At 51.3% G+C, this 25,548-nt stretch carries 16 protein-coding genes and 3 rRNA genes; all 19 read right to left on the bottom strand.

The genetic code is table 11. The features are described from left to right. Positions 1–8 precede the first annotated feature (8 nt). Complete coding sequence (locus GI364_RS02710; protein WP_198852191.1) at positions 9–1,370, bottom strand: ABC transporter substrate-binding protein; 1,362 nt, start codon at positions 1,368–1,370, stop codon at positions 9–11. Between the two features lie 26 nt (positions 1,371–1,396). Then, positions 1,397–2,428, bottom strand: coding sequence for a LacI family DNA-binding transcriptional regulator (locus GI364_RS02705; protein WP_198852190.1), 1,032 nt, complete (start codon positions 2,426–2,428; stop codon positions 1,397–1,399). A 943-nt stretch (positions 2,429–3,371) separates the two neighbouring features. Then, positions 3,372–3,488 (bottom strand): 5S ribosomal RNA (gene rrf / locus GI364_RS02700). Positions 3,489–3,614: 126 nt separating this feature from the next. Next, positions 3,615–6,576 (bottom strand): 23S ribosomal RNA (locus GI364_RS02695). A gap of 410 nt (positions 6,577–6,986) precedes the next feature. Continuing rightward, positions 6,987–8,533, bottom strand: a 16S ribosomal RNA gene (locus GI364_RS02690). The 16S, 23S and 5S rRNA genes sit together here, the layout of an rRNA operon. 1,054 nt (positions 8,534–9,587) lie before the next feature. Next, positions 9,588–11,087, bottom strand: coding sequence for a lysine--tRNA ligase (lysS, locus tag GI364_RS02685; RefSeq protein WP_198852189.1), 1,500 nt, complete (start codon positions 11,085–11,087; stop codon positions 9,588–9,590). A gap of 265 nt (positions 11,088–11,352) precedes the next feature. Next, complete coding sequence (gene greA / locus GI364_RS02680) at positions 11,353–11,829, bottom strand: transcription elongation factor GreA (RefSeq protein ID WP_198852188.1); 477 nt, start codon at positions 11,827–11,829, stop codon at positions 11,353–11,355. A 404-nt stretch (positions 11,830–12,233) separates the two neighbouring features. Next, entirely contained in the window at positions 12,234–12,482 is a 249-nt protein-coding gene (locus tag GI364_RS02675) for a helix-turn-helix transcriptional regulator (protein ID WP_198852187.1), read from the bottom strand. Then, a complete protein-coding gene (gene folK, locus GI364_RS02670; protein ID WP_198852186.1) occupies positions 12,442–12,984 on the bottom strand; it encodes a 2-amino-4-hydroxy-6-hydroxymethyldihydropteridine diphosphokinase in 543 nt (180 codons plus the stop codon). The genes GI364_RS02675 and folK overlap by 41 nt, the downstream gene beginning before the upstream one ends. Continuing rightward, positions 12,974–13,801: a dihydropteroate synthase gene (folP, locus tag GI364_RS02665; protein WP_233095984.1), complete on the bottom strand. Its 828-nt coding sequence runs from the start codon at positions 13,799–13,801 to the stop codon at positions 12,974–12,976. The genes folK and folP overlap by 11 nt, the downstream gene beginning before the upstream one ends. Positions 13,802–13,863: 62 nt before the next feature. Then, on the bottom strand, positions 13,864–14,751 hold the full coding sequence (gene hslO, locus GI364_RS02660; protein ID WP_198852185.1) for an Hsp33 family molecular chaperone HslO: 888 nt from the start codon (positions 14,749–14,751) through the stop codon (positions 13,864–13,866). Positions 14,752–14,766: 15 nt separating this feature from the next. After that, on the bottom strand, positions 14,767–15,555 hold the full coding sequence (locus GI364_RS02655; RefSeq protein ID WP_198852184.1) for a type III pantothenate kinase: 789 nt from the start codon (positions 15,553–15,555) through the stop codon (positions 14,767–14,769). A 10-nt stretch (positions 15,556–15,565) separates the two neighbouring features. Next, entirely contained in the window at positions 15,566–16,648 is a 1,083-nt protein-coding gene (locus GI364_RS02650; RefSeq protein WP_198852183.1) for an HD-GYP domain-containing protein, read from the bottom strand. Positions 16,649–16,769: 121 nt separating this feature from the next. Then, positions 16,770–18,749 carry an ATP-dependent zinc metalloprotease FtsH gene (gene ftsH / locus GI364_RS02645; RefSeq protein WP_198852182.1) on the bottom strand — a complete coding sequence of 660 codons (1,980 nt, stop codon included), beginning with the start codon at positions 18,747–18,749 and terminating at the stop codon, positions 16,770–16,772. Between the two features lie 90 nt (positions 18,750–18,839). Further along, positions 18,840–19,379, bottom strand: a complete 540-nt coding sequence (gene hpt, locus GI364_RS02640) for a hypoxanthine phosphoribosyltransferase (protein ID WP_198852181.1) — start codon at positions 19,377–19,379, stop codon at positions 18,840–18,842. 72 nt (positions 19,380–19,451) lie between these two features. Continuing rightward, the gene (gene tilS, locus GI364_RS02635; protein WP_198852180.1) at positions 19,452–20,975 is read right to left on the bottom strand and encodes a tRNA lysidine(34) synthetase TilS; all 1,524 of its coding nucleotides are present in this window, start codon (positions 20,973–20,975) and stop codon (positions 19,452–19,454) included. A gap of 108 nt (positions 20,976–21,083) precedes the next feature. After that, on the bottom strand, positions 21,084–22,139 hold the full coding sequence (locus GI364_RS02630) for a protein kinase domain-containing protein (protein ID WP_198852179.1): 1,056 nt from the start codon (positions 22,137–22,139) through the stop codon (positions 21,084–21,086). A gap of 2 nt (positions 22,140–22,141) precedes the next feature. Beyond that, positions 22,142–22,879 carry a VWA domain-containing protein gene (locus tag GI364_RS02625; protein WP_233095983.1) on the bottom strand — a complete coding sequence of 246 codons (738 nt, stop codon included), beginning with the start codon at positions 22,877–22,879 and terminating at the stop codon, positions 22,142–22,144. A gap of 191 nt (positions 22,880–23,070) precedes the next feature. Further along, on the bottom strand, positions 23,071–25,533 hold the full coding sequence (gene spoIIE, locus GI364_RS02620) for a stage II sporulation protein E (RefSeq protein WP_233095982.1): 2,463 nt from the start codon (positions 25,531–25,533) through the stop codon (positions 23,071–23,073). Positions 25,534–25,548: the final 15 nt, after the last annotated feature.

Below are 25,548 nucleotides of genomic sequence, written 5' to 3'. Positions count from 1 at the left end.
GGTGATGCTTATAGACCGCCGCTCAGCGCTGATTTAATCTGCGACTGTGCCTTTTTCAAAGCTGCGGCAGGTGTGGTACCACCTGACAACGCCTTGTTAACGTTCTGATAAATGGCCTGTGAAATTGCTGCGTAGTTCGGATTCTGACTCGGACGTGAGACAAATGACGTCTTGTTCACGATGGTGAATACCGGGCTTACCTTTTTCACAGCGGGATCGTTCTGAACAGACGCATTGGTCGGCAGCTCAGAGTAGTCCTTCGCAAGAATGTCCTGGCCGCCCTTACCGGTCATCCAATTGATGAATGCCAAGTCAGCCAGCATGTTCTTGCTGTGTGGATTCACATAGAGGTCCCATCCGCCAATGGTGCTGTAGTGCTTGCTGTTGCCTTTGAACGTCGGGAGTACGGTCACGCCGACTTTACCAACGACTTTAGAGTTCTTAGACGTCTGCGAGTTGCTCCACGCATAGGACCAGTTGCGAAGGAACAGTGCGTTGCCTTGGTCAAACACGTTCATGGATTCTTTTTCATGGAACGTATCTTCTGCCTTAGGTGAAACACCGCTCTTAATTAAGCCAGTCATGAACGTCAGAGCCTTTTGCGCCTGCGGCGAATCAATCACAGGCTTGCCGCTGCTGTTCAACACTTTTCCGCCGGCGTCAGCAAGGAATTCTGTAAAGTCACAGGTTGTTCCTTCATAAGATGCACCCTGCCAGACATATCCGTATTGTACAAGACCCTTCTTTTGCACCTTCTGTGCATCAGCTTTCAACTCTGCCCAAGTGGTGGGAGGGTTGGCGATACCAGCCTTCTTCAGCAAGTCTTTCCGATAAAAGAGGAAGCCAGAGTCAACGAAGAACGGTGCAGCGTAAACATGACCCTTATAGGTCGCACCTTTGACCAATCCAGAAGCAAAACGGTTCCAGAATGACTTCGGCAGTTTAGTGTCAAGCGGCACAGCCATTGAATGACTTGCCATCTGAGCCGGCCAGACAACGTCGCCCATGTACACGTCAGGCTTGGAGGAACCGCCCTGAATTGCCGTGGTCAAACTCGCTTTGTTGGTATCTGTATTGTTGTTTTGATTCTGCAGCGTTACCTTAACGTTGGGATACTTCGCTTCGAATTCCTTAATCAACTTTGCACGCAGTCCAGTGTGTGTAATCGGAGGTGCTGCCCATACAATCGTCCCGGATGCCTTGGAGTAATCCGGCGTCTTAACCGTTCCTCCTGTTGTGTTTGTGGTGGTATTTCCCCCACCGCTGCCACTGCTTGTTGTGTTGTTCCCGCCTGTGCCACACCCAGCGACCAATGTACCGATGGTGACAACAGCAGCCCCTGTCAAAAAGCTTTTCTTCTTTAGGTTCACAGACTGACCCTCCTCGAGAAATTAAACTATTTTAAGGTTCCCGTAATTGTCCTAACCGATTCGCGCTCCACCAACTGATGCGGCAAGTAGTATACGCCGCTAAGAGAATGGCGAGGTTCTTTAATCAGCTTCATAAGTTGCTCAACTGCCTTCGCGCCAATCTCCTTGAATGGTTGGCGGATGGTCGTGAGCCGCGGCATTCCCATGCTGGCAATACTCAAGTCATCGAAGCCCATGATGGAAATATCGTCAGGAACGTGGAACCCATTATCATACAAGCAACGCACGGCTCCAAGAGCCATTTCATCACTAGCGCAAACGACGGCAGTCAGCTTCAGTTCAGACTGCTTTCCCAAGAGCCGTTGCATTGCTGTATAACCGTCATTAAATCGATAGTCGCCAAACTCCACGTAGCGTTCGTCAAACGGAAGCTGGTAGTGCTGCATGGCAGATACATATCCTTCGTGTCTTTGACGCCCAGTCATTTCGTCATCCAGGCCTGCCGCCAACATTCCAATACTTCGGTGACCTCTGCTAACTAAGTAGGACACACCATCAAAGACTGCCTTCACATCGTCAACTTTGAAAGCCGGAAGCGGCACTCTCCCCGTTGACTGTGTCAAAACCAACGCAACTGGAATTCCAATACGTTCGAGAACGGCATCATAATCCGGCGTAACCAACTTACTCGTAAAAATTATGCCGTCGACCTGATGCTGATGCAGAAAGGTAAACGCTTCCAACGCACGGTGCCTGCTGTGTTCAGCATCGAAAACCAGGACCTTCATGCCGTACTCTCGTGTGGCCTGTTCAATACCTGCGTAAACTTCATTGAAGAAGAAGTCCGTGATTCCGGGTACAACCAACCCAATGGTTCGGGTAAGATTCCCGCTCAGGCCTCGCGCCAATGCATTCGGCCTAAAGTCGAGCGCTTCCATAGCCTGCCGCACCTTGTCCCGTGTCTCCACTTCCACAAGCTCTGGCCTGTTCAGTACTCGGGATACCGTTGCCGCAGATACACCTGCTCTTTCCGCCACATCTCGAATCGTTACTTTCAACCACTGCCACCACTCTTACCGCAAAAGGATGTCTGTTGCATACTGCTTCGTGGACGTAAGGGCCTTAAGGGGAACCTTCGCTCTCACTTCGCGCACTTACGATTACGTTTTCATAAAACGCGAGAGTTCATTCCCTCTTGTGCATCCACGTGGCACTAACATTCTCTCAATCTATAACATTTCATACCTGACTGAAACAGTTTCATAAACCGGTTTCAGTCGGTGACTACAATGTATATGAATCTAGCCCAAAGATCAAGAGCTGAAGTAGTAATCCATCTGAAAGGTGCGAAGGCAGGGCAGGCAGGGCAGGCAGGGCAGGCAGGGCAGGCAGGGCGGGGCTCGGGGCTGCGGCTGTCGGCTCCAGGGGGGCTCGGGCAGTCGGCCCCGGGGGGCACAGGGGCGCTCCAGGGCCAAATAGAGATCCGAGAAGCGCTTATTCGCCGCAAAGGAGGCCCAAGAGAGCAAATAAGCGCTTCAGACGAGCTTATTCGCTGTTCACACCCCATTTTCAGCGGTTTGGCGGCCTTTAAGCACTTCTCAGGAGCTTATTTTGTACACGGCGATAGCCACGTTCCAAATAAGCACTTGTGGGATCTCTATTTTCTGCACCCCTCCCCCTCATCGGGTCTTTGGACACAGTTCCGCCACATCTGAGGCATGTCAACGGGCTGTTTGTGTCCGCCTTGTGAACACAACGTCGCCAGGGACCATGTTTTGGCACTGCCCCCCCTCTTTTGCCCTCAAGCAGACACAATTCCGCCATAAACACCAACTCTACTTCCATGCATTCAGGAACTTCAGACAGTAAATAAACGGGTGTCCCCGTTTATCTTCCTCCTCCTCTTTCTCTCTTTGTCTCATTCGTCCACTTGTACCTGCAGTCACATACAAAAGACGCTACACCCCATCAGGTGCAACGCCTCTCTCTTCTTGCTCTCTCGCCTGGCAATGTCCTACTTTCCCAGGAGCTCGCGCTCCAAGTATCATCGGCGCTGGAGGTCTTAACGGTCGTGTTCGGGATGGGTACGCGTGTGGCCCCTCCGCTCTCGTCACCAGACTGGGAGATGAAGGGCGTGTGCTTCGTTCGTGCTGCGCAAGCCACTGCGCACACACCCTTCATTCCCCTATGTAATTGGTACCTCTTCTTCCCAGATAGCGAGTCGTCTGTCGTTTCCCTGTTCCTCTGGTGAAGCCCTCGACCGATTCGTATCCGTCAGCTCCACGTATCACTACGCTTCCACTCCGGACCGATCTACCTCGTCTTCTTCAAGGGGTCTTACTCCATAAATGGATGGGACACGTTATCTTGAGGGGGGCTTCGCGCTTAGATGCTTTCAGCGCTTATCCCTTCCAGACTTAGCTACCCAGCTATGCTCTTGGCAGAACAACTGGGACACCAGCGGTCTGTTCATCCCGGTCCTCTCGTACTAAGGACGATTCCTCTCACGTATCCTGCGCCCGCGGCAGATAGGGACCGAACTGTCTCACGACGTTCTGAACCCAGCTCGCGTACCGCTTTAATGGGCGAACAGCCCAACCCTTGGGACCGACTTCAGCCCCAGGATGCGATGAGCCGACATCGAGGTGCCAAACCTCCCCGTCGATGTGAACTCTTGGGGGAGATCAGCCTGTTATCCCCGGGGTAGCTTTTATCCGTTGAGCGACGGCCCTTCCACTCGGGGCCGCCGGGTCACTAAGCCCGACTTTCGTCCCTGCTCGACCTGTCCGTCTCGCAGTCAAGCTCCCTTTTGCCTTTACACACACTGCGCGATTTCCATCCGCGCTGAGGGAACCTTTGGGCGCCTCCGTTACCTTTTTGGAGGCGACCGCCCCAGTCAAACTGCCCGCCTGACACTGTCCCCACGCCAGTTTCATGGCGCCAGGTTAGAAGATTGGCATCTCAAGGGTGGTATCCCAACACCGACTCCACATTGGCTTGCGCCCCTGCTTCTCTGTCTCCCACCTATCCTGTACATGACATACCCATCTCCCATATCAAGCTGCAGTCAAGCTCCACGGGGTCTTTCCGTCTAGCCGCGGGTAACCTGCATCTTCACAGGTATTACAATTTCACCGGGTCTCTCGTTGAGACAGCGCCCAAGTCGTTGCGCCTTTCGTGCGGGTCGGAACTTACCCGACAAGGAATTTCGCTACCTTAGGACCGTTATAGTTACGGCCGCCGTTTACTGGGGCTTCAATTCAGACCTTCGGGTCGAAACCCTAAGCCCTCCTCTTAACCTTCCAGCACCGGGCAGGCGTCAGCCCCTATACTTCGCCTTTCGGCTTGGCAGAGACCTGTGTTTTTGATAAACAGTCGCTTGGGCCTTTTCACTGCGGCTCATCTCTCGATGAGCGCCCCTTCTCCCGAAGTTACGGGGCCATTTTGCCGAGTTCCTTAACGAGAGTTTTCCCGCGCGCCTTCGTGTTCTCCACGCGCCCACCTGTGTCGGTTTTCGGTACGGGCACTCCTTTCCTCACTAGAGGCTTTTCTCGGCAGTGTGATCCTCAGGACTTCGGTACTGTTCTTCCCTCCCCATCACAGCTTGAAGTTACCAGAACCGGGATTTGCCTCGATTCCCCTCTTGCTGCTTGGACGGCCTCTTCCATCCGGCCGCTTCCCTGGACCTCCTGCGTCACCCCTTCGCTCAAACAGTCTGGAGTGGTACTGGAATTTCCACCAGTTGTCCTTCGACTACGCCTTTCGGCCTCGCCTTAGGTCCCGACTAACCCTGGGCGGACGATCCTTCCCCAGGAACCCTTGGGCTTTCGGCGGACAAGATTCTCACTTGTCTTTTCGCTACTTATACCGGCATTCTCACTTCCATGACCTCCACCAAGCCTCTCAGCTCAACTTCGCCGCTCATGGAACGCTCCCCTACCACGCACATCTCTGTGCATCCAAAGCTTCGGTGTCCAGTTTAGCCCCGTTACATTTTCCGCGCAGCGTCACTCGACCAGTGAGCTATTACGCACTCTTTCAATGGTGGCTGCTTCTAAGCCAACATCCTGGTTGTCTGTGCACCGCCACATCGTTTCCCACTGAACTGGTACTTTGGGACCTTAGCTGTTGGTCTGGGCTGTTTCCCTTTTGACCACGGATCTTAGCATTCGTAGTCTGACTGCCCGGGTTAATATTGCGGCATTCGGAGTTTGACTGAGCTTGGTAACCCTGGACGGGCCCCGCACCCAATCAGTGCTCTACCTCCGCAACTCATCCCCGGACGCTAGCCCTAAAGCTATTTCGGGGAGAACCAGCTATCTCCGAGTTCGATTGGAATTTCTCCCCTACCCCCAGTTCATCCCCTGGCTTTTCAACGCCAGTGGGTTCGGGCCTCCATGCGGTGTTACCCGCACTTCACCCTGACCAGGGGTAGATCACCCGGTTTCGGGTCGAGGACTGCCAACTTATCGCCCTTTTCAGACTCGCTTTCGCTTCGGCTCCGGCTTCTCACCTTAACCTTGCTCGCCGCCCTCACTCGCCGGTTCATTCTACAAAAGGCACGCCGTCACACCTCTATGGATGCTTCGACTGATTGTAGGCACACGGTTTCAGGTTCTCTTTCACTCCGCTCCCGCGGTGCTTTTCACCTTTCCCTCACGGTACTCATCACTATCGGTCGCCAGGGAGTATTTAGCCTTAGGAGGTGGTCCTCCCAGATTCCCACGGGGTTTCTCGTGTCCCGCGGTACTTGGGGTCATGCGACAAAGTCGCGTCCGTTTCGAGTACGGGGCTCTCACCCTCTTCGACAGGCCTTCCCAGACCTTTCCTCTACGAACATCGTTTTCTCACTCTGTGAACCGGTTGCAGCCCGTTCTTCGCTTGCCCCGCTACCCCGTCTACGCATCCCCTGCAAGGTTTCCCGCGTATCCGGTTTAGGCTCTTCCGCTTTCGCTCGCCACTACTGACGGAATCACTCTTGTTTTCTCTTCCTCGGGGTACTGAGATGTTTCAGTTCTCCCGGTTGCCTCTACAGACCTATGGATTCAGCCTGCAGTCCTGGCCCATCACGACCAGGGGGTTCCCCCATTCGGACATCCACGGATCAAGGCTCGCTTACAGCTCCCCGTGGCATTTCGGTGTTCGCCCCGTCCTTCTTCGGCTCCTGGCGCCTAGGCATCCCCCGTGCGCCCTTTCTACCTTCACCATCACAATACCCATTCTCCTTCGCACTACTGCGTCACACCGCTCCTGCGTTGCTCACGTACCCTAAAGTACGCTCGCTGCCGCCCTCGCACTGTTCCTTGTATTACTCGAAGACTGTGCATTGTACGTTTATTCACTATCACTTTCATTCACATCCCTGTGAACGAAGTGCAGTTACCCATTTCTTACTTGTGAACAGGAAAATTCACTTCTCGCTATCTGGTTGTCAAGGTACACACCTCTGTGTCCAAAGACACAAAAGTTGAAGATACACTTCCCTGCATTCCTGCAGGCAGGGCACCTTCAAAACTAAACACACTCACTAACTCCAGTTTCCACAATGGGACTTGCAGTTAGTTCAGAGACGCTTGCGTTCTGACAGACTCTCGCGGTCTGTCTAGTACTCCATAGAAAGGAGGTGATCCAGCCGCACCTTCCGATACGGCTACCTTGTTACGACTTCACCCCAATCATCAGCCCCACCTTCGGCGGCTAGTCCCCCTAAGGGTTACCCCACCGACTTCGGGTGTTGCCAACTCTCGTGGTGTGACGGGCGGTGTGTACAAGGCCCGGGAACGGATTCACCGCGGCATGCTGATCCGCGATTACTAGCAATTCCGGCTTCATGCAGGCGGGTTGCAGCCTGCAATCCGAACTACGAACGGTTTTCTGGGTTTTGCTCCACCTCGCGGTCTCGCTTCCCTTTGTTCCGCCCATTGTAGCACGTGTGTTGCCCAGGACATAAAGGGCATGATGATTTGACGTCATCCCCACCTTCCTCCGACTTGCGTCGGCTGTCACCTGTGAGTCCCCATCTTTACATGCTGGTAACACAGATTAAGGGTTGCGCTCGTTGCGGGACTTAACCCAACATCTCACGACACGAGCTGACGACAACCATGCACCACCTGTCTCCCCTGCCCCGAAGGGAAGGTGTATCTCTACACCGGTCAGGGGGATGTCAAGCCCTGGTAAGGTTCTTCGCGTTGCTTCGAATTAAACCACATGCTCCACTGCTTGTGCGGGCCCCCGTCAATTCCTTTGAGTTTCAGTCTTGCGACCGTACTCCCCAGGCGGAGTGCTTATTGGGTTTCCTTCGGCACTGAGGGCGGTAACCCCCAACACCTAGCACTCATCGTTTACGGCGTGGACTACCAGGGTATCTAATCCTGTTCGCTCCCCACGCTTTCGTGCCTCAGCGTCAGTCACTGTCCAGCAAGGCGCCTTCGCCACTGGTATTCCTCCACATCTCTACGCATTTCACCGCTACACGTGGAATTCCCCTTGCCTCTCCAGTACTCAAGCCTCACAGTTTCCAAGGCATTCTCAGGGTTGAGCCCTGAGTTTTCACCCCAGACTTACAAGGCCGCCTACGCACGCTTTACGCCCAGTGATTCCGGACAACGCTTGCCCCCTACGTATTACCGCGGCTGCTGGCACGTAGTTAGCCGGGGCTTCCTCTTCCGGTACCGTCTCGACAGGAGCATTCCCTCTCCTGTCCGCTCTTCCCGATTGACTGAGCTTTACAACCCGAAGGCCTTCTTCGCTCACGCGGCGTTGCTCCGTCAGGCTTTCGCCCATTGCGGAAGATTCCCTACTGCTGCCTCCCGTAGGAGTCTGGGCCGTGTCTCAGTCCCAGTGTGGCCGGTCACCCTCTCAGGTCGGCTACGCATCGTTGCCTTGGTAGGCCGTTACCCCACCAACTAGCTAATGCGCCGCGGGCTCCTCTGTCAGTACTGCCGTAGCAGCTTTCAAAGCAGGAAGATGCCTTCCCGCTGTCTATCCGGCATTAGCACCCGTTTCCGGATGTTATTCCAGTCTGACAGGCAGATTGCCCACGTGTTACTCACCCGTCCGCCGCTAACCTCTGGGAGCAAGCTCCCAGAGGTCCGCTCGACTTGCATGTATTAGGCACGCCGCCAGCGTTCGTCCTGAGCCAGGATCAAACTCTCAAATTAGGTCTTACATATATCCTGTACTGTTCTTCTCTCAAAGAACAGACGAAGCTCATTTCTTACACAAGCGTCTCTTTCGTGTGTTTAGTTTTCAAGGAACCCTTTGCTTCAAATCCCGATGAACCATTCCGCTGTCAATCCACTGGGTTTGGCGGCCCATCTTTCTCCGCTCATCCGCTTGTCAATCTCGGCTGAATCATCCCGCCTGAAGCCTTTCATGATGTCTGAAAAATGCTGTTATGGCGCGGGTTTTAAAGGCTTTGTTGTCCGGCCCGCTCTCGCGGCGACATCGACTAATATACCATGCCCAGAAGTCTTCGTCAAATGTTTTTATACACTTTTTTCAGTTTCAAATTCTGAGCCTTATTCTGGCTCAGATTCAGACTCAAATTCGCGTACTCATTCAGACCTCCATTTCACCTTCAAGCCTGGATGCGGACATAAGGTTTTTACAGGCTGCTTGGATTTGAAAGCGGGCCGGGTTGCGGGGCACAATCGTCTAACAATGACGAGATGAGTAGGAATACACAAACGGGGTTGACAAAGGGGACTGCCATCCAAAGATATAGAGAAGGAACAAAATCCGAGGGAAGTTGAGAAAGTGGTTGGAGCGAAAATGGAGGCGGGCTGTTCCACTAAGGACAGCCCAGTAATTAGTGACGTGTTCGCAATGTCCGCAATGAGTTCCAGACGATTAGAAAGCGATTATGAATGGATAACTCCATAACATGCAGTGCAGCGCGACTTCCTTCTGGTTTCCTTCTGGTTTCCTTCTGGTTTCCTTCTGGTTTCCTTCTGGTTTCCTTCTGGTTTCCTTCTGGTTTCCTTCTGGTTTCCTTCTGGTTTCCTTCCGGCTTCCTTCCGGCTTCCTTCCGGCTTCCTTCTGGTTTCCTTCTGTTTGACACCAGTGATTCGAGGCCGGCCACAGTCCGACGCATTTGCTGACGACGGTGTCTGGCGGCCGCTGACGGCTGCGTCAGGTGCTGATGGCTATCCCAGGGCCCTGGCTCAAAGGTCCGGCTCAAAGGCCCTGCGCAGAGTTTGGCTTACTCAATCGTCACGCCTGCGTCTCGGTAGTTTCTGCTCGATCACGCATCAGCGGAAACAGCAAGACGTCCCGTATTGACGGCTGATTGGTCAACAACATGACCAGCCTGTCCACACCAATCCCAAGTCCGCCGGTAGGGGGCATACCGTGTTCCATTGCGGTGAGAAAGTCTTCGTCCAGTTCCTGGGCCTCATCGTTGCCGGCTTCGCGCTCCTGCATTTGGCTGACGAAACGATCGCGTTGGTCAATGGGATCGTTGAGTTCGCTAAAAGCGTTACCGTGTTCCCGACCAACGATGAACAACTCAAACCTGTCGGTAAAGCGGGCGTCTTCCTTGCTTTTCTTTGCTAACGGCGATATTTCAACCGGATGGCCGTAGACAAAAGTCGGTTGAATCAGAGTCTCCTCAACTTTTTGCTCGAAAAACTCATTGACAATATGTCCGTACTCCATTACCGGGGTGACCGCTACTTTATGTTGCTTTGCGAGCAAACGCGCTTCCTCAGCACTGTTTACCTCCCAGAAGTCGACACCAGTTTGTTCCTTAATGAGGTCTACCATGTGCCTTCGCTTCCAGGGAGATTCCAAGTCAATCTCGGTGTCATCATATTGAATATGCAGGCCATTGCCAAGACTGTCCGCAGCAAACTTAATCATCTCTTCGGTAAGATCCATCATCACATGGAAATCCGCGTACGCTTCATACAACTCCAGCATAGTGAACTCGGGGTTATGCCTAGTAGACACACCTTCATTTCGATAGACCCTGCCAATTTCATAAACGCGTTCGAGCCCTCCGATGATGAGGCGCTTTAAGTGCAGTTCCAAGGCAATCCGCAGATAAAACGGCATGTCCAACGCGTTGTGATACGTGGTAAATGGCCGTGCATGCGCTCCGCTGGCAACGCCGTGCAGGGTTGGTGTTTCCACTTCCAGATAGCCGCGTTGTTCAAGGTATGTACGCAGCGCTTGGATGATTTTCGACCTCGCAACAAATGTGTCACGGATCTCTGGATTGACAATCAAATCCAAATAACGTTGGCGGTAGCGTATCTCAACATCCTTAAGTCCATGCCACTTTTCCGGTAAGGGCCGAAGGGCTTTGGACAGAATCTCCAGTTTTTCTGCCAAAACGGTGATTTCACCCCGATTGGTCCGGAAGACGGGGCCTGAGACTGCGACGAAGTCACCGAGATCGAGCAGTTTGAACACGCTGTAGTTCTCCTCACCGAGAACATCCAGTTTGGCATAAATCTGAATCGTACCCGTCCTGTCCTGTACAACAGCAAAACTGGCTTTACCATGGCCTCTCTTAATCATAAGGCGGCCGGCGATGTTTACTTGAAATTGAAGTTCCTCTAATTCTTCCTTACTCTTCCCTTCACCAAACTCGTGAATATCTTCAGCGTGATGGTCCGCTTCAAAGCGATGTCCAAAGGGATCAATCCCCTTATCTCGAAGCTGGTCCATTTTCGCAACTCTGGTTTGATACAAATCTTGGTCTTCCATATTTCACCTCTCCACAATTTCTCTCTGTCAAACCCACTCTCGCCCCATCTGTGACTTGTCCTTCTGGGCTTGTCCTTTTGCCGATCACTTTGTCTTTCTGGGGCCTTGCCAAACTCACTATACCCACTTTACAGAGTTCCAGTGGATTACGCCACCTCTAAACAAAAAGCGAACGAAACCAAACAGCTTGATTCCGTCCGCTTTCCATATGAGCTGTCCGAAGGCTTTCCATATGCCCTGTCCGAAGCTGATGTTAAGACTCCGCTTACCGCTTAATGTCCAACACACGAAACTGAATTGTCCCAGACGGTACATTAACATCTACGACGGAACCTACTGAGGCACCAATCAAGGCTCTGCCCACGGGTGATTCATTCGAAATCTTGTTTTTGGAAGGGTCGGCCTCTGCAGATCCAACAATTGTATATTCAACTTCTTCGTCGAACTCCCGGTCCTGGAGTCGCACAGTTGAACCGATGCTCACTATATCTGTATCGACTTCATCATCTTTAATAATACGTGCATTCCGCAGCATTTTCTCCAGCGTCAAAATCCGACCCTCGACAAATGCCTGTTCGTTCTTGGCGTCTTCATACTCGGAGTTCTCGCTGATATCTCCGTAGCTGATGGCAAGTTTGATTCTTTCCGCTACCTCTCGACGCTTGACACCTTTGAGATTATCCAACTCGTCTTCTAAGTTCTTTAAACCTTCAGTAGTAAGAAGCACTTCTTTTTCCGGCATCTCAGTCTCTCCTTTAGTAAATACCACAAAATCCTGTCTAGTCCTTCTGTAAGGCACCCAAACCCTCAAGAAAGCCCATTCATGGAAGTCTGTCTCCATAATTATGTTACAAAAACACCACCTATGCGTTGTTCAACACACAAAGTGGAGCCAAATGTGATACCTCTTTATGGTTTGTAGAAAACACTGTCAGTGTGCCACCAACAGTGCATGGGAAGTAATCACGAATTACTCTACGCGCAATTATAGTAAGCAGTGTTTTGAAAGTCAACGGATCAGATGAAGTTATTTCCACATCAGCTCAAATTTGGCGCACCAACAAAGAATAGAAGCAGTGGCTTTGGATATGTAAGCGCAGGGCGTTGTCTCTTGCATGCCGGACAGCCGTCCCCGTCTTGAGTCACTCAAAACGAAGGGCTGTCGCTTTTAAAGTCCAGCGATCCGTCCTGCTGTCGAACAATCCCAAGTTCCTCTTCACTGGCCGTAAGGACTGTACATAAACTCCGCAACAATTCCTCGTTGGGTTCTCGCGTTCCTCGCTCTAAAGCGCCGATGACGGCGACGCTCACCCCAACCTGTTTTCCCAGTTCCACCTGCGTCCAGTGCTTCAATTTACGATAGGCACGAAGTCTCCTTGCGAAGACGTCCAGCATAGCGCACGTCTCCTTTCTTGAAGATCCGCGCAGCAATTGACGCAAATGTTTGTCCGCCAAGGCCTCGCCGTGTCGGATCCAGTTCAGCCAGCGGCGTCATGACAAAACTTCGCTGCCACATGCGCGGATGCGGTATTTGGAGGTCATGAAAGCATTCGTAGTTGTTGCCATACAGGAGAATATCTAGATCTATTGTTCGAGGCCCAAACCGAATTCCCCTTTTTCTATCCAATTGTTGTTCAATGCGCTGCAATTTCTCCAGAAGAATACGCGGTCCCAGCTTGGTCTGTATCACAGCCACCATGTTTAGAAAGTTCGGCTGATCCAGATACTCTACGGGGGTTGTCTCGTACAGCGACGAACAGCGAACCGAGGTTTGTGACAGTTCCTCAACTTTTTGCAGCGCTAGCTGCAGATATGATTCTCGGTTACCTATATTCGATCCGAAGCCTATGTACACCGGTACGGAAGCAGGACTAGAGAACTCACTGTCACTCCACATGTTCAATCGCCTCAATCATCCGGCAAGTGCGAACCGTCTCCTTGACATCATGGACCCGCACCGCACGCACGCCCTTCAGTACTCCAGCGGAAACTGTAGCAAGAGAACCTTCCAGCCTGTCAGTTGCAACAGTCTGCAACGTGTTTCCGATGACACTCTTCCTGCTGGTACCGAGCAACACTGGGTAGCCCAGACTGCAGTATTCACCAAGCCTTCGTAGAATCTGAAGGTTTTGTTTGTAGGTTTTACCAAAGCCGATACCGGGATCGATCCAAAGATGACCTGGGGCTATCCCCGCTTTCAAACAGCGCTCAATCCCCGCCCTGGTCTCTGTCACAAGCGTCTCCATTGCACCTGCCGTGACAGCTTCGGTCCGGTTATGCATGTAGATGTAGTCGCAATCGTAGGCCGCTGCAACTTTGAGAATATCAGCATCGAACAAACCGCCCCAGACATCGTTGATGATATCTGCGCCGTGATTCAAAGCGTATTCGGCTGTTTGCGAATGATAGGTATCAACTGAAATGGGAACATTCACTCGACTCCTCAAAGCAGGCAAAATCGGCTCTAATCGTGCCATTTCTTCATCAGCCGTCAGCGGCTGTGCTGTCGGTCTGGTGCTTTCTGCACCGACATCGATAATATCGGCGCCGTCAGTCACCATGGACTCCGCATGGCGAAGAGCCCGTTCTGCGTCAACAAACCTGCCGCCGTCAGAGAAGGAATCCGGTGTAACATTGAGAATTCCCATCACCAGCGTTCGCCCGTCCAAGGCTGGCATGCATCGTAGTCCGTGCGATGTTGCTCTGTTTTTCATTTCACTACCTCCAGTACCATATAAGCCGCTTTCCGAAAGCACTGTGAGAGAATTTTAGGCTGTCACAGCGAAATACTGTCACGAATACGAATCAGTTCGGACCCGTCGAAGTGATAAGCTTCATTGCAAAAGTGACAAATCACCTCGGCTTCACCATTTTCCTCAAGCATCGAGTTGATTTCCGCAACACCTAAGCTTCTCAATGTATTCTCTACCTTACTACGGGAGCATTGACACCGAAATGCAAGCGGGTGTTCCTCCAGTATCTGAGCATCCGGAAGTAAACGTTCCAACAAGTGGTGCGGTAAAGGAGTTGGGATGTCTCGCAAGAGGTCTGTAACACTGGGCATGGACTCCACAGCTCGCTCGACTTTTTCAATGGTTGCTTCCGTATGGCCCGGCATTAATTGTATAATAAATCCTCCAGCGACAATGACCGAATTGTCAGTATCGACCAAGACGCCTGCGCCGACAGACGAGGGAGTTTGCTCCGATATTGCAAAGTAATAGGTAAAGTCATCCGCTATTTCTCCGCTTTGGAGTTCACTGCTTCCCCTGTATACGTCCTTCAGCCCCATGTCTCTCATGACATAGAGAAGTCCTTCCCCGACGCCACCCCCGACGTTCAACTTACCTTTCCTGTTGTTCGGAAGATGCACGTGGGGATTTTGTACATAGCCGCGTACAAAGCCCTGTGAATCAGCGTCAACCATAATGGTACCAAGCGGACCGTCGCCTTTTATTTGCACGGTCAGCCGCTCGTCTCCTTTCATCTGAAGGCCCATCATTCCGGCTATAGAAGCAGTCCTGCCGAGCGCAGCTGTGGCGACGGGCCAGGAGCCATGTCGTCTTTGCAATTCGTTTACAAGATTAGTTGTGACACAAGTAAAAACGCGTACAGTGCCATCAGAAGAAACGGCCCGCAACGCGCGGTCGGTTGAATCTGTCAAATTGTGCACTCTCCTCTAACAATTACTTGTCCCGGCATTTCGCTGCCAAATGAGTCGAAGTCCTTCCAAGGTTAAATACGGCTCCACAATATTAATGGTATAGGACGCAGGAGAAATCAAATGGGCCAACCCGCCTGTAGCGATTACCGTAAAATCCAAAGCGTATTCCTCACTGATACGGGTGACAATTCCGTCGACCAGACCTGCAGCACCGTACAGCAGGCCGGACTGAATACTGGAAATCGTACTTTTTCCAACAACATGCTTGGGATAAGCCAGTTCAACCCTTGGCAGCTTGGCAGTTCGCTCATACAAGGCATCCGCTGCTAACCGGACACCGGGAGCGATAACACCACCAACATAATCTCCCGTCTCGTCAATAACACAAAAGGTTGTCGCGGTTCCCAATTTGACGACAATGAGAGGACTGTCAAACTTGTTGGCCGCTGCCACTGCATTGACAATGCGATCGGCGCCGATTTCCCGTGGGTTTTCGCTCCGGATAGCTAGCCCCGTTTTCACACCTGGGCCGACAATCAGCGGTTCTGTGTCTAGGTACTTTCTAATCGTTGCAACCAGGACTGCACCGAGAGGCGGAACAACAGAACTAACACAGACCCCTGACCAAGTCTGTGTTTCCAAGCCGACATCTCGAAGCAGAGCTTTCAGCAACAGTCCTAACTCATCTTCGGAACGTCGAATGTCTGTTGACACACGCCAGTCATGCAGCAATTTGGCACCTGAAAATACACCAATGGAGATGCTGGAATTCCCCACGTTCAGTACTAACACCCAAGACTCCATTTGTCTCCTCCTAAGACTCCCACGCTACGATTTCCAGAGTGAGTTCTGTCGAAAGATCCAGGTTGTAAGACTTGTCCAATCTCTTTCCATAAGGGTCCTCTATTACCCGAACGATGGGACGGTGTGACTGTTTCGGCTTTGATTCAACAACAACAGCTTTTTCTCCTGTTGAAAGCTTCACTGTAACTCCTGTCGGATAGACCGCCACAGTCTTTACAAATGATTCTACTATCGATTCATCGAATTGCATTCCGCCTCCGCCAAGCAGCAATTCCAGTGCTTCGTGAGGCAGGTAGCCCTTGCGGTAAACCCTGTTTGCAGTCAAAGCCTCATACACGTCTGCGACACTCACAATTCTGCTGTACTGATGAATCTCGTCTTTTCGCAATCCCCTCGGGTAGCCCATCCCGTCCAACCGTTCGTGGTGCTCCAACGCAATCAGAGCAGATTTAGCAGAAATGTCTGGGAGCGACCTAAGAATTTCATATCCATAGCCCGCATGCCGCTTGATTTGTTCAAACTCGTCTTTGCTGAGTTTGCCGGGTTTACGCAGTACCGAGCCAGGCACCTTTAATTTTCCCACATCGTGCAGCAATGAACCAATCCCAAGCTCGACCAAATCGTGGCTGTTCAAACCCTGATCAATCCCAAGGGTAAGCGCAAACAGCGTTACATTGACAGAGTGATGGTAGAGTTCTCCGTCTGTCACGTAGACATTCCCCAAGTGCTGACTGGCACCTTCGATGCTTTTTAACTGACCCAGCACGTCGTCCACGAGGGGTTGTAGTTTCCGCTTGACGTTGGAAGCTCGAATATGCTTGGTACCTTCCATTTGTACCAATTCTACAAGGGAATCGTATGTAGCGGAGACCAGTTCCCCGCGCAGACGCTGAGAAACGACCTCTTCCAGCTCAATGTCTTCTGTGGCCGGGTCCTCCACACAAGCCGAAAAAAGCCCCAACTTCGCCAAGCGTTCGGCTCGTCCGTCTGTGAGCTCAACACCCTTTGCAAGCAGGACTCTCCCTCTCTCATCCAGTATGTTTTGTGCCAGAACCCTGTGTTCCCCTAAGTTTTTTAACGCAACCCAGCGCACGTTTCTACCTCCACCCAGATGCACCCGTAATCTATAACGCTGAACACCAACCGTCGAGGCCTAACCACCCAACGGCAAAAGCCCCCCGAGAAACATTCCCGAGGAGCCTTGTCATCGCTGCTTAGTCATCGTGCTTGTTTGACTCACCGTTGCCTGCCGGCCCCGAATCGGACTGGTTGTCAGAAGGTTCTTGGCTCTCTGAATCAGACTGATTCTCAGGATGTGATTGTTGCTCAACTTCGCGGGTCTCATCCGCTTCTTTATCGCCATTCGCTTCTTTGTCGCTCTCATAGTTTTCGTCAAGAACGGAGCGAATCCGTTCTTCATCAATCGTTTCCTCTTTGAGCAGCAAATTGGCCAATGCGTCCAGCTTATCCTTTTTGTCAGTCAGCAAATCCAGCGTCCGCTGATGGCAGTATTCAACGATTCCCTTCATTTCTTCATCGATGGAATAGGCAACTTGGTCACTGTAATTTTGCTCAGACGAGATATCCTTGCCGAGGAACACTTGACCTTGACCGCTGCTACCATACTGCATGGGTCCAAGTTTTTTACTCATGCCGTACTGAGTCACCATCGATCGCGCTATACTGGTCACACGCTCCAAGTCATTGGAAGCACCTGTGCTAATTTCGCCAAAGGTAATCTCTTCGGCAACGCGTCCTCCCAGCAAACCGCAGATTCGGTCTATCATTTCCTGCTTGGTCATGAAGTACCGGTCTTCCTTCGGCAGCGTTACAGTGTAGCCTCCAGCCATGCCCCGGGGGATAATCGTTACCTTGTGCACCGTATCCGCGTTCTGCAGGAAGAAGCCGATAATAGCATGACCGGATTCATGAAAGGCTACCAGACGACGCTCGTGTTCAGACATCACGCGGCTGCGTTTCTCTGGCCCAGCCATCACTCTGTCAATCGCTTCATCCACATCGACTTGTGTAATGGCATCTTTCTTCTTCCGCGCTGCTAACAACGCTGCTTCATTCAACACATTCTCCAAATCGGCACCTGTGAAACCAGGAGTACGCTTTGCAATAACATCCAAACGAACGTCTTTCGCCAGCGGTTTATTGCGCGCATGAACGTGCAGAATCTCTTCGCGTCCTTTGACGTCGGGACGATTGACCAAAATCTGCCGATCAATCCGACCTGGGCGCAGTAATGCAGGATCAAGAATATCCGGACGGTTTGTAGCTGCAATAATGATAATTCCGTCATTAGCAGAAAATCCGTCCATCTCAACCAGCAACTGATTCAAAGTCTGCTCCCTCTCATCATGACCGCCGCCAAGACCCGCACCGCGATGACGTCCAACAGCGTCAATCTCATCAATAAAGATGATACAAGGCGCATTTTTCTTTGCATTCTCAAACAAATCGCGAACGCGCGAAGCGCCGACACCCACAAACATTTCGACAAAGTCAGAGCCGCTGATGGAGAAGAAAGGAACTCCCGCTTCTCCCGCTACAGCTCGGGCCAGCAGCGTCTTACCTGTTCCAGGCGGTCCGACTAACAAGACACCCTTTGGAATTCGGGCACCCAAGGTAGAGAAGCGCTTCGGGTCTTTCAAAAAGTCAACGATTTCTTCAAGCTCAGTTTTCTCTTCATCTGCTCCAGCCACATCTCGAAATGTAACTCGGCGTTTTTCCTCAGAATACAAGCGCGCACGGCTCTTGCCAAAGTTCATCACCCGACTGCCGCCGCCCTGTGTCTGGTTGAACAGGAAGAACATCAAGATGAAAATGAAAATAAACGGAACCACCGATTCAAGGAACTGAATCCATATGGACGCCTTCGGTTGTGGTTCAACCGTGAATTTCACTTTGTTTTTTGTCAAAAAGCCGGTCACATTGTGATCCAGCAAAACCCTTGCTGTAAACTTTGGTTGCTTTCCAGTCTTTTCTGTCCCGTCAATTGTAGCGGTCAGTCCGTCCGGTGTCACCTTAACCGGACCCTGTATGTTCTGCTGCTGAACATCTGTGACGAACTGGCTATATGAAATAGTCTGCCGCTGGTTGTCGTGACCGGTAATATAGTCAACAACACCGACAATCGCGAGCAGAATCAGCACATAAAAGACGATGCTGCGGTAAAACCTGTTCATGCCTTGCCTCCTCTCGGTCTGGCGGAATTTATTGTATCACACGCAGGATCAGTTCAACAGGTCTACAGGCCCTGTGGCGATAAATAGCAACTATTTTGTATAGATCTCCCGCCTTAGGACCCCGACGTAAGGCAGATTACGGTATTTCTCTGCAAAATCCAAGCCATAACCAACAATGAACTGATTGGGTACAGTAAACCCGTAGTAATCCGGAATGATATCTACTTGACGTCCATCTGGCTTATCGAACAAAGCGACTACCTTAACCGAGGCTGCGCGACGGTTCAGCAGCATGTCCCGTAAATAGGCCAGCGTCAAGCCAGTGTCCACAATGTCCTCCACAATGACCACATCTCGCCCCTCGACCGAACCCTCCAAATCCTTGAGAATTCTCACAACGCCCGATGACTTCGACGATTCACCGTAGCTGGACGTAGCCATAAAATCCATCTCCATAGGAACCGTGACTTGCTTCACGAGATCGGCCATGAAGAGAACTGCCCCTTTGAGAACGCAAATAAACAAGGGATTTTTGTTCTCGTAGTCGGCTGATAAACGCTCTCCCAGTTGCACTACGGATTCTGCAATTTGCTCTTCTGTGTACAAAATCTCTTCCAAATCCGGATGCATAAAATCCTCCTGAACCATGTTTGTTTCATAGATACGCTTACTCGTGTTCAACCATACCTGTCACTCATGCAGTCATTCACTATCCGCGTCTGGATTGGAATGTGCAATCCAATTCAGGACTGGTGCTGTCACGGTCAACTTCCAGCCAGCGGTCTCATGTGCTGCAACGAGGCGCGCCTGTGTGCGAAGAAGCCCTGGCACCCAGACAATCTCTCTGCCAACACAAACAACAGGCCACACACGCCGCATTTGCTTCGGAACTTTCGCATCCACAAAAATATCCTGCAGCTTTTTTCTGCCATTCATGCCCAAAGGCTGAATCCGCTCAGAGGTGTCGGCAGTTCGGATATGTATACCTGCAACATCGGGAATGACAGCCTCGTTCAAGGAAACCGACAGTGTATCTGGTACACGCCAGCGCTCACAATAGAACTGCCAAAACTGCGAACCGTCGTTAGGAAACAAAATAGTACTTTTGTCACATAGTGCCCAACTGACAGGTTCACTACTATCCCCGCGCGCGAAGAAAGACTCTGTACCTTGCTCTGCGACAATCATGGCGTCGTATATTCGCCAAGCGGCCAATCCGCTTGGGAGCTCAATACGAGCAGAAGGGGATTTTGAATGCGACAACTGCAGGATACTGTCAACGTGATCGAACGTCCATTGCATTGAAGCTAAACAATACAATAGTATTTTAATTGCGCGCCTTTGTAAAGGAACCGTAAATGTGTGAAGTTGTGAAATGTCAACAATTGCACGATTCCCTTCAAACTTGATGCACGTTTTTACGACTTCTTCGGCCTTTGCTTCAATCCAAGCATCTTCTTCCTGCGCAATCTGAGCAAACTTTGTTACCGCCTGCAGTACTTGCGGCTGAATTCCCTTTAAATACGGAATCACGTTGTGCCGCAACGCATTGCGAGTGTATTCCTCGGATTGATTTGTCTCGTCTACGATGTAATCCAGACCGTGACTGTCCGCGTAGGCCTGAATTTGCGACTTCGCATGTTCGAGCAGCGGTCGCATAATACTTACATTCTGTCGTACACTCAAACTGCGCATCCCGCTGATACCACTCAGTGATGTCCCGCGAATCAATCTCCACAAGACAGTTTCGAATTGATCGTCGGCGTGGTGCGCGACCAAAAGCGCCATTGCCTGATGCTGACGGACGAACTTGAACAACGCTTCGTACCTGTGCTCACGCAACACACCCTCTCGCGGTTCGGGCGCTGCACCGTTTGCTTCCGCAAGATTGGCAACCAGACACGGAATATCGAGTTCATCGCATTGGGCCCGCACAAACTTCTCATCGCGGTCAGCCAACTCTCGCACACCGTGATTCACATGAGCCGCTGCTAGCCGGTACTCTTTCTCTAGGCAATAGCGATGCGCCAAGTGCAACAGAGTTGTTGAATCGACACCGCCCGAACATGCCACTATCAAAAGCGAACTATTCTTGTTCGAACTATCGGTATTCGAACTATCGATATTCGAACGATCCGTGTTCGAACTCTTCTCGTTCGGGGCACGACCAATTAAATGGCTCAGTTGGTCTGAAAAAGACGCGTACAAATCTGTCTGTAACGGCATCTTTTTGACCCCCATCTCTGCGGCATTGATAACATCAGTCTTTCACAGTCAGCATCACACTGTCTGTCTCTATGATAACAGAAAACTATCTACCTTTGCCGAACCGCTTCACGGTCTCCATCCGAGAAAAGTAGCCCAGGCAGCACCTGTTGTCAATGCCGCGGCAACCAAAGAGATCCACATCACCCATTCTGTCCAGTCGCTATGATGACCAGTCTGCCGCGGGCTAGCCGCAGTCTGGGCCGCATACACAGATGCACTGTGTTGAGAACCCTGCTGTCCCGCAAATTGACGTTGTGTCCTCGGTCCGCCTCGGAACTGACGCTGCCCGCTGGTCTTTCGTTTTACTGAAGGTCGAGCTGTGCCGGCACTTCTCCATTCAGAAAGAAAAGTCTGGGTATCCGTGATTTTACCGTCCAAGGTTCTTTCCAGAACACGTCCTAACTCTGGATACGGATAGTTTCTTATCACTTTTTTTAGATGCTTTTGTCGCTCTTCCGGCGACATTTGATAAAGCCCCGGTGAAACTCCCTTTTCTGACAACAACAATGACAGGGACAAACCACACAAGTCGTAGCCGGGCTCAGCCCGACGACTACCCAAATCCCAGAATGCTCTGTCAGATATAGGTGTAAACTGCCGAACCGACCGTCCGAAAGCAGTCACACCCCCCACATCGACAAAGCGCACCGACAGTGTGTTCCGCGCCGCTCCTGATGCAACACTACCCAATGCCACTAAAATGTTCTGGGGTTTGATGTCACAAAAAGCCATACCCGCTCCGTGCAACGCTGAGAGACCCAGAGCAATCTGTTCAACTGCCTGATAGTAGAAAGAGGCATCCAACTGCTGTACTGACTTGTCCAGCGGTTTTCCGGATACCCATTCCATAACGTAGAAGTATGTGGTTCCTGAAGCTGTCTCCCAGTCGTCAATCAAAATGGGCCGCGGAAATGAGGTCTGAACCTGACTGACCTGTTCAAGTATATTCCACTCCAGCGCCGCATCAGATGCTTGCTGACAAAACTTCAACGCTCCGTACCCATGCTGTGAATACGCTAAGTAGACGGCTCCATTCGCACCTTCACCGAGGCACTTTGCTATCTTAAAGGACTGTCTCGTCCACTTTCCTGTGAAAACCGTCCCCTGTTGAACGTGATTCATGACTATTCAGAAGCGGCCCAGTCTTCAGTCCAAGGCCGATCAGGAAAATCACTCTTGTTGTCGTCTGCAGAAAACAGCGTTACTGCATAGTCGATTGCAGGTCCGGTGGGTGTTCCGCCTCGTGCAATCAACATTGACTCAAGCATCTTCATATCAAGTTCTGAGCGAAACGGGTGTACCGTTTTTACCATTTCATCAGCAGAGCCCGGGAAAATTAAGACAGCTACATTCGACGTGCCGGTACGAACCTGAAATGACAAAGACAAGTCACGTATAGCTTCTCGTACCGTACCCAACTTATCCCGCATACTTGCACTGGTATCTACGGCGACCACAACCCGAAGGTTTACTTCTTCCTCCAATTTGTCGACCACCTGGACAACACGCGAGCGTTCCGCCGGAGGCAATTCTTCGGTCGTTTTCCCCATCACTTGCAACAGTTCCTGGTTGACAACGTCCTGAAGCGTCATCTGCATTGTCTGATGTGTCATCATCTGCGCAGTGGCAGAGACTTCTGTAGGCTGAACAATCCGGCACATACCGCCGCCCGCATCAGCTACAGACATCGCTTCTTGCTTGCCTTGCTTTCCCATGTCCCCTTTGTCCACGACGCCGATGACATTGACTGTAATACCTCTTTTTCGCGCTTGTTCCGCAGACTGAACAGGATTATCTCCTACGTTTGAACACCCGTCTGTAATCACGAGTATTTGCCGAATCGTTCCCTGCTTGTCAGACACTGCCATTCCCCCCGTTGAAAGGTTCTATCAACTCCATCTTCCTTAGCAGTATAGACAGGCTTGATTCTGCGCATTCAAAAGTAGGACAGAAACTTTTCCGCCGAGCTTTCAAGCTCTTCTTCTCTAGTTTTCGATAGTCAAGTTCTAGCTTGCACGCACCTCTTTCCTATTAGGCGCCTCTTTCCAGATGATTACGCGCCTCTTTCCTTGCGACTGGGATTTTGCTGTCTCAGTCCAACCACGCCCGGAACACGAATGGCTGCCCATTCCGGTTGGTGCTCATCGATGACCGCCACCAGCACTGTCATATCGTCGAGAATTTGACCGTGATTGACGCGAACAGCGGTCTCTATAAGTGTGTCTGCAATCTCTTGAGGGTCATTCGTCTCTAGCTTTTCAATCTGGCGCTTCAACCAGTCTTCCTGGTTGTAGACGTGCTTGGCTGCGTCGTAAACTCCGTCGGAAAGAAGAATCAGGAGGTCTCCCCCCTGCAACTGTTCGTCGATAGACTGCACTTCAATTTCCTGCAAAATCCCAATTGGTACACTTGCTCCGGTTATGGATCTGACTTCTTGATTGCGTTTAATGAAGCTGGGAGCAGAGCCAATTTTCAAGAATTCGGCCTGCGCGGAATACAGGTCAATGAGTGCCATATCCAAAGTTGTAAAGATTTCATCTCTGGACCTTAGCAATAAAGTGGAATTTACAGTTTTCACAGCCAGTTGCTGGTCAAATCCCGTCTGCAAAAGTCGCTTCAACAGTTCTAAAGCATCGTTGGATTCACGATGTGCTCGTTCTCCATTGCCCATACCGTCACTCACGGCCAGAGCAAAGCGACCGTTGCCCAAATCCAGGGATGCATGACTATCGCCCGAGACCAGTCTGCCGTCCCTCGCGACCGTGGAGACCGCTGCTTTCACGTCATACAAACGAGCTGAAGTGAAAACACTTGTACACGGACCGCCATCACTTGTCTCCACTTGTGCAACACCGATGTTCTCACCGACAATGCCGGACAACAGCGGTGCTATCATACGGACAGAATTCTCATAGGCACCCTGTGACGGTTGCGTCACCTCGATTTCCACTTTTCCAGGGTCAAGATTGACAATGCGAACATTGTCAACGTACAGTCCTAATTGTTCCAGTGAGGCAAGTATTTCTTCTTCTCCTGCCAGAGACGCTTCTGTTTCCCGCTCAACGTGATGGGCGACGGACCGAATCACAGAAGCGACTCCGGACAACTGAGCAGATACAAGCCCAGCCTGTTCGTTTACCTTTTTCAACCACTTGGCATCCCGTTCACTCAGGTCTGCATTGCGGCGAAGTACATTTAGCATTGGGTCAAGACGCACGCATCTGTCCTTCAATTCCTGCGTTGCAGCCCGGTATCCCGTTTTGCTCTCTTCGAACCTTGAGATTGTTTCCATTAAAGCCTGGTAAGTTGCCAATCCTTCCTGGTCCCAGCATTTTGAACGAAGTGGACAGCCTGTACAGACTTGGCGCACAGATTCCGATATGGTTTCATCCACCAGCTTGCGTGATGCTATCCAGTCGCTGCTTTCGGTTTCTGCAAATGTTACTGAGAGTTCATCAAAGACCTTACTGATTTCCGTTATCTTTTCTTGAAGCAGTTTGCGAACCCGCTTAATACTCTGTTTTTCAGTTTGATTGTGTTCATATGTACCTGGGATAAATTCGGCTAAGCGAGATAGTGACTGCGACGGAATCGTGTTTAAAAGCACTCCCGCGACCAGCGCCGCACCAATGGTTCCTGCCACTGCGCTCCAACTTGTGTGAAGGGTGATAGTAAGAGCGGCTTCACTTCCGGCAAACGCCAGTGCGATGAACATGCGTCCAGTTTCCTTGAGCGCGCCCGACAACATCCCTGCGAAACCCAGGATGGCTACTTGCGACAATGTCAGAGAGTGGTCAAGCATAGCGAGAACACCAACAACAATGCCGACGGTGGCAGAGACGCCGACTCCGCCTGCTGCAGCCATCACCATAACAATGACATCTGTACCAACGGCCAGTGCCGATACGTTATGAAAAACCATACCCGTCAGCCCGGTCATGACTGAGCCCACGAAAATCGTAATACTGAGAAGTTGGTCCGTGCGCAAGCGATTTTGAGACTTACGCAGATTGAATAAGGGCATACATTGCAGGAATATAAGCGAGAGAACAGCGACGAGAGCGCCTTCGGCCAACGAAAGAAACACATGATAACGACTCCACGATTGGTGACTTGCGACCAACCGGGAGACAATGTCAATCAAGCCCGCCAGAAACGGCATCCAATGCAAATCGGGTTTGGATTTTCGAAACAGCGCCTTTCTTAGCAGCAAATACAACGTAAATTCGAACAGCAACGTCAATGCCTGTCCAAAGCCATAAGTTCCATAGGTTCCTGCTACGGCAGCCCACACTGGCCAGCTGCGCTTCACGCCAAATACCTCCGTTGAGACAGCAAAGAAAGCCAACGCAAAGGGCGAAATCACGTGTCCAATAGTTGCCCTTCCAAGCAACCAACTGATTAAGAGCAGTAACAAAGCACGAAAAACGACTTGTACTTTCATTTTGCGCTTCGATGCTTTATTAGCAGTGAGTACTGGTATTGATTGTTCCGAAGCATACTGTGACCCGTCCATCGAACTTCCCCCTCA

It is taken from the genome of Alicyclobacillus sp. SO9, assembly GCF_016406125.1.
Taxonomy (GTDB): domain Bacteria; phylum Bacillota; class Bacilli; order Alicyclobacillales; family Alicyclobacillaceae; genus SO9.
This window is presented reverse-complemented; position numbering and strand designations above follow the sequence as displayed.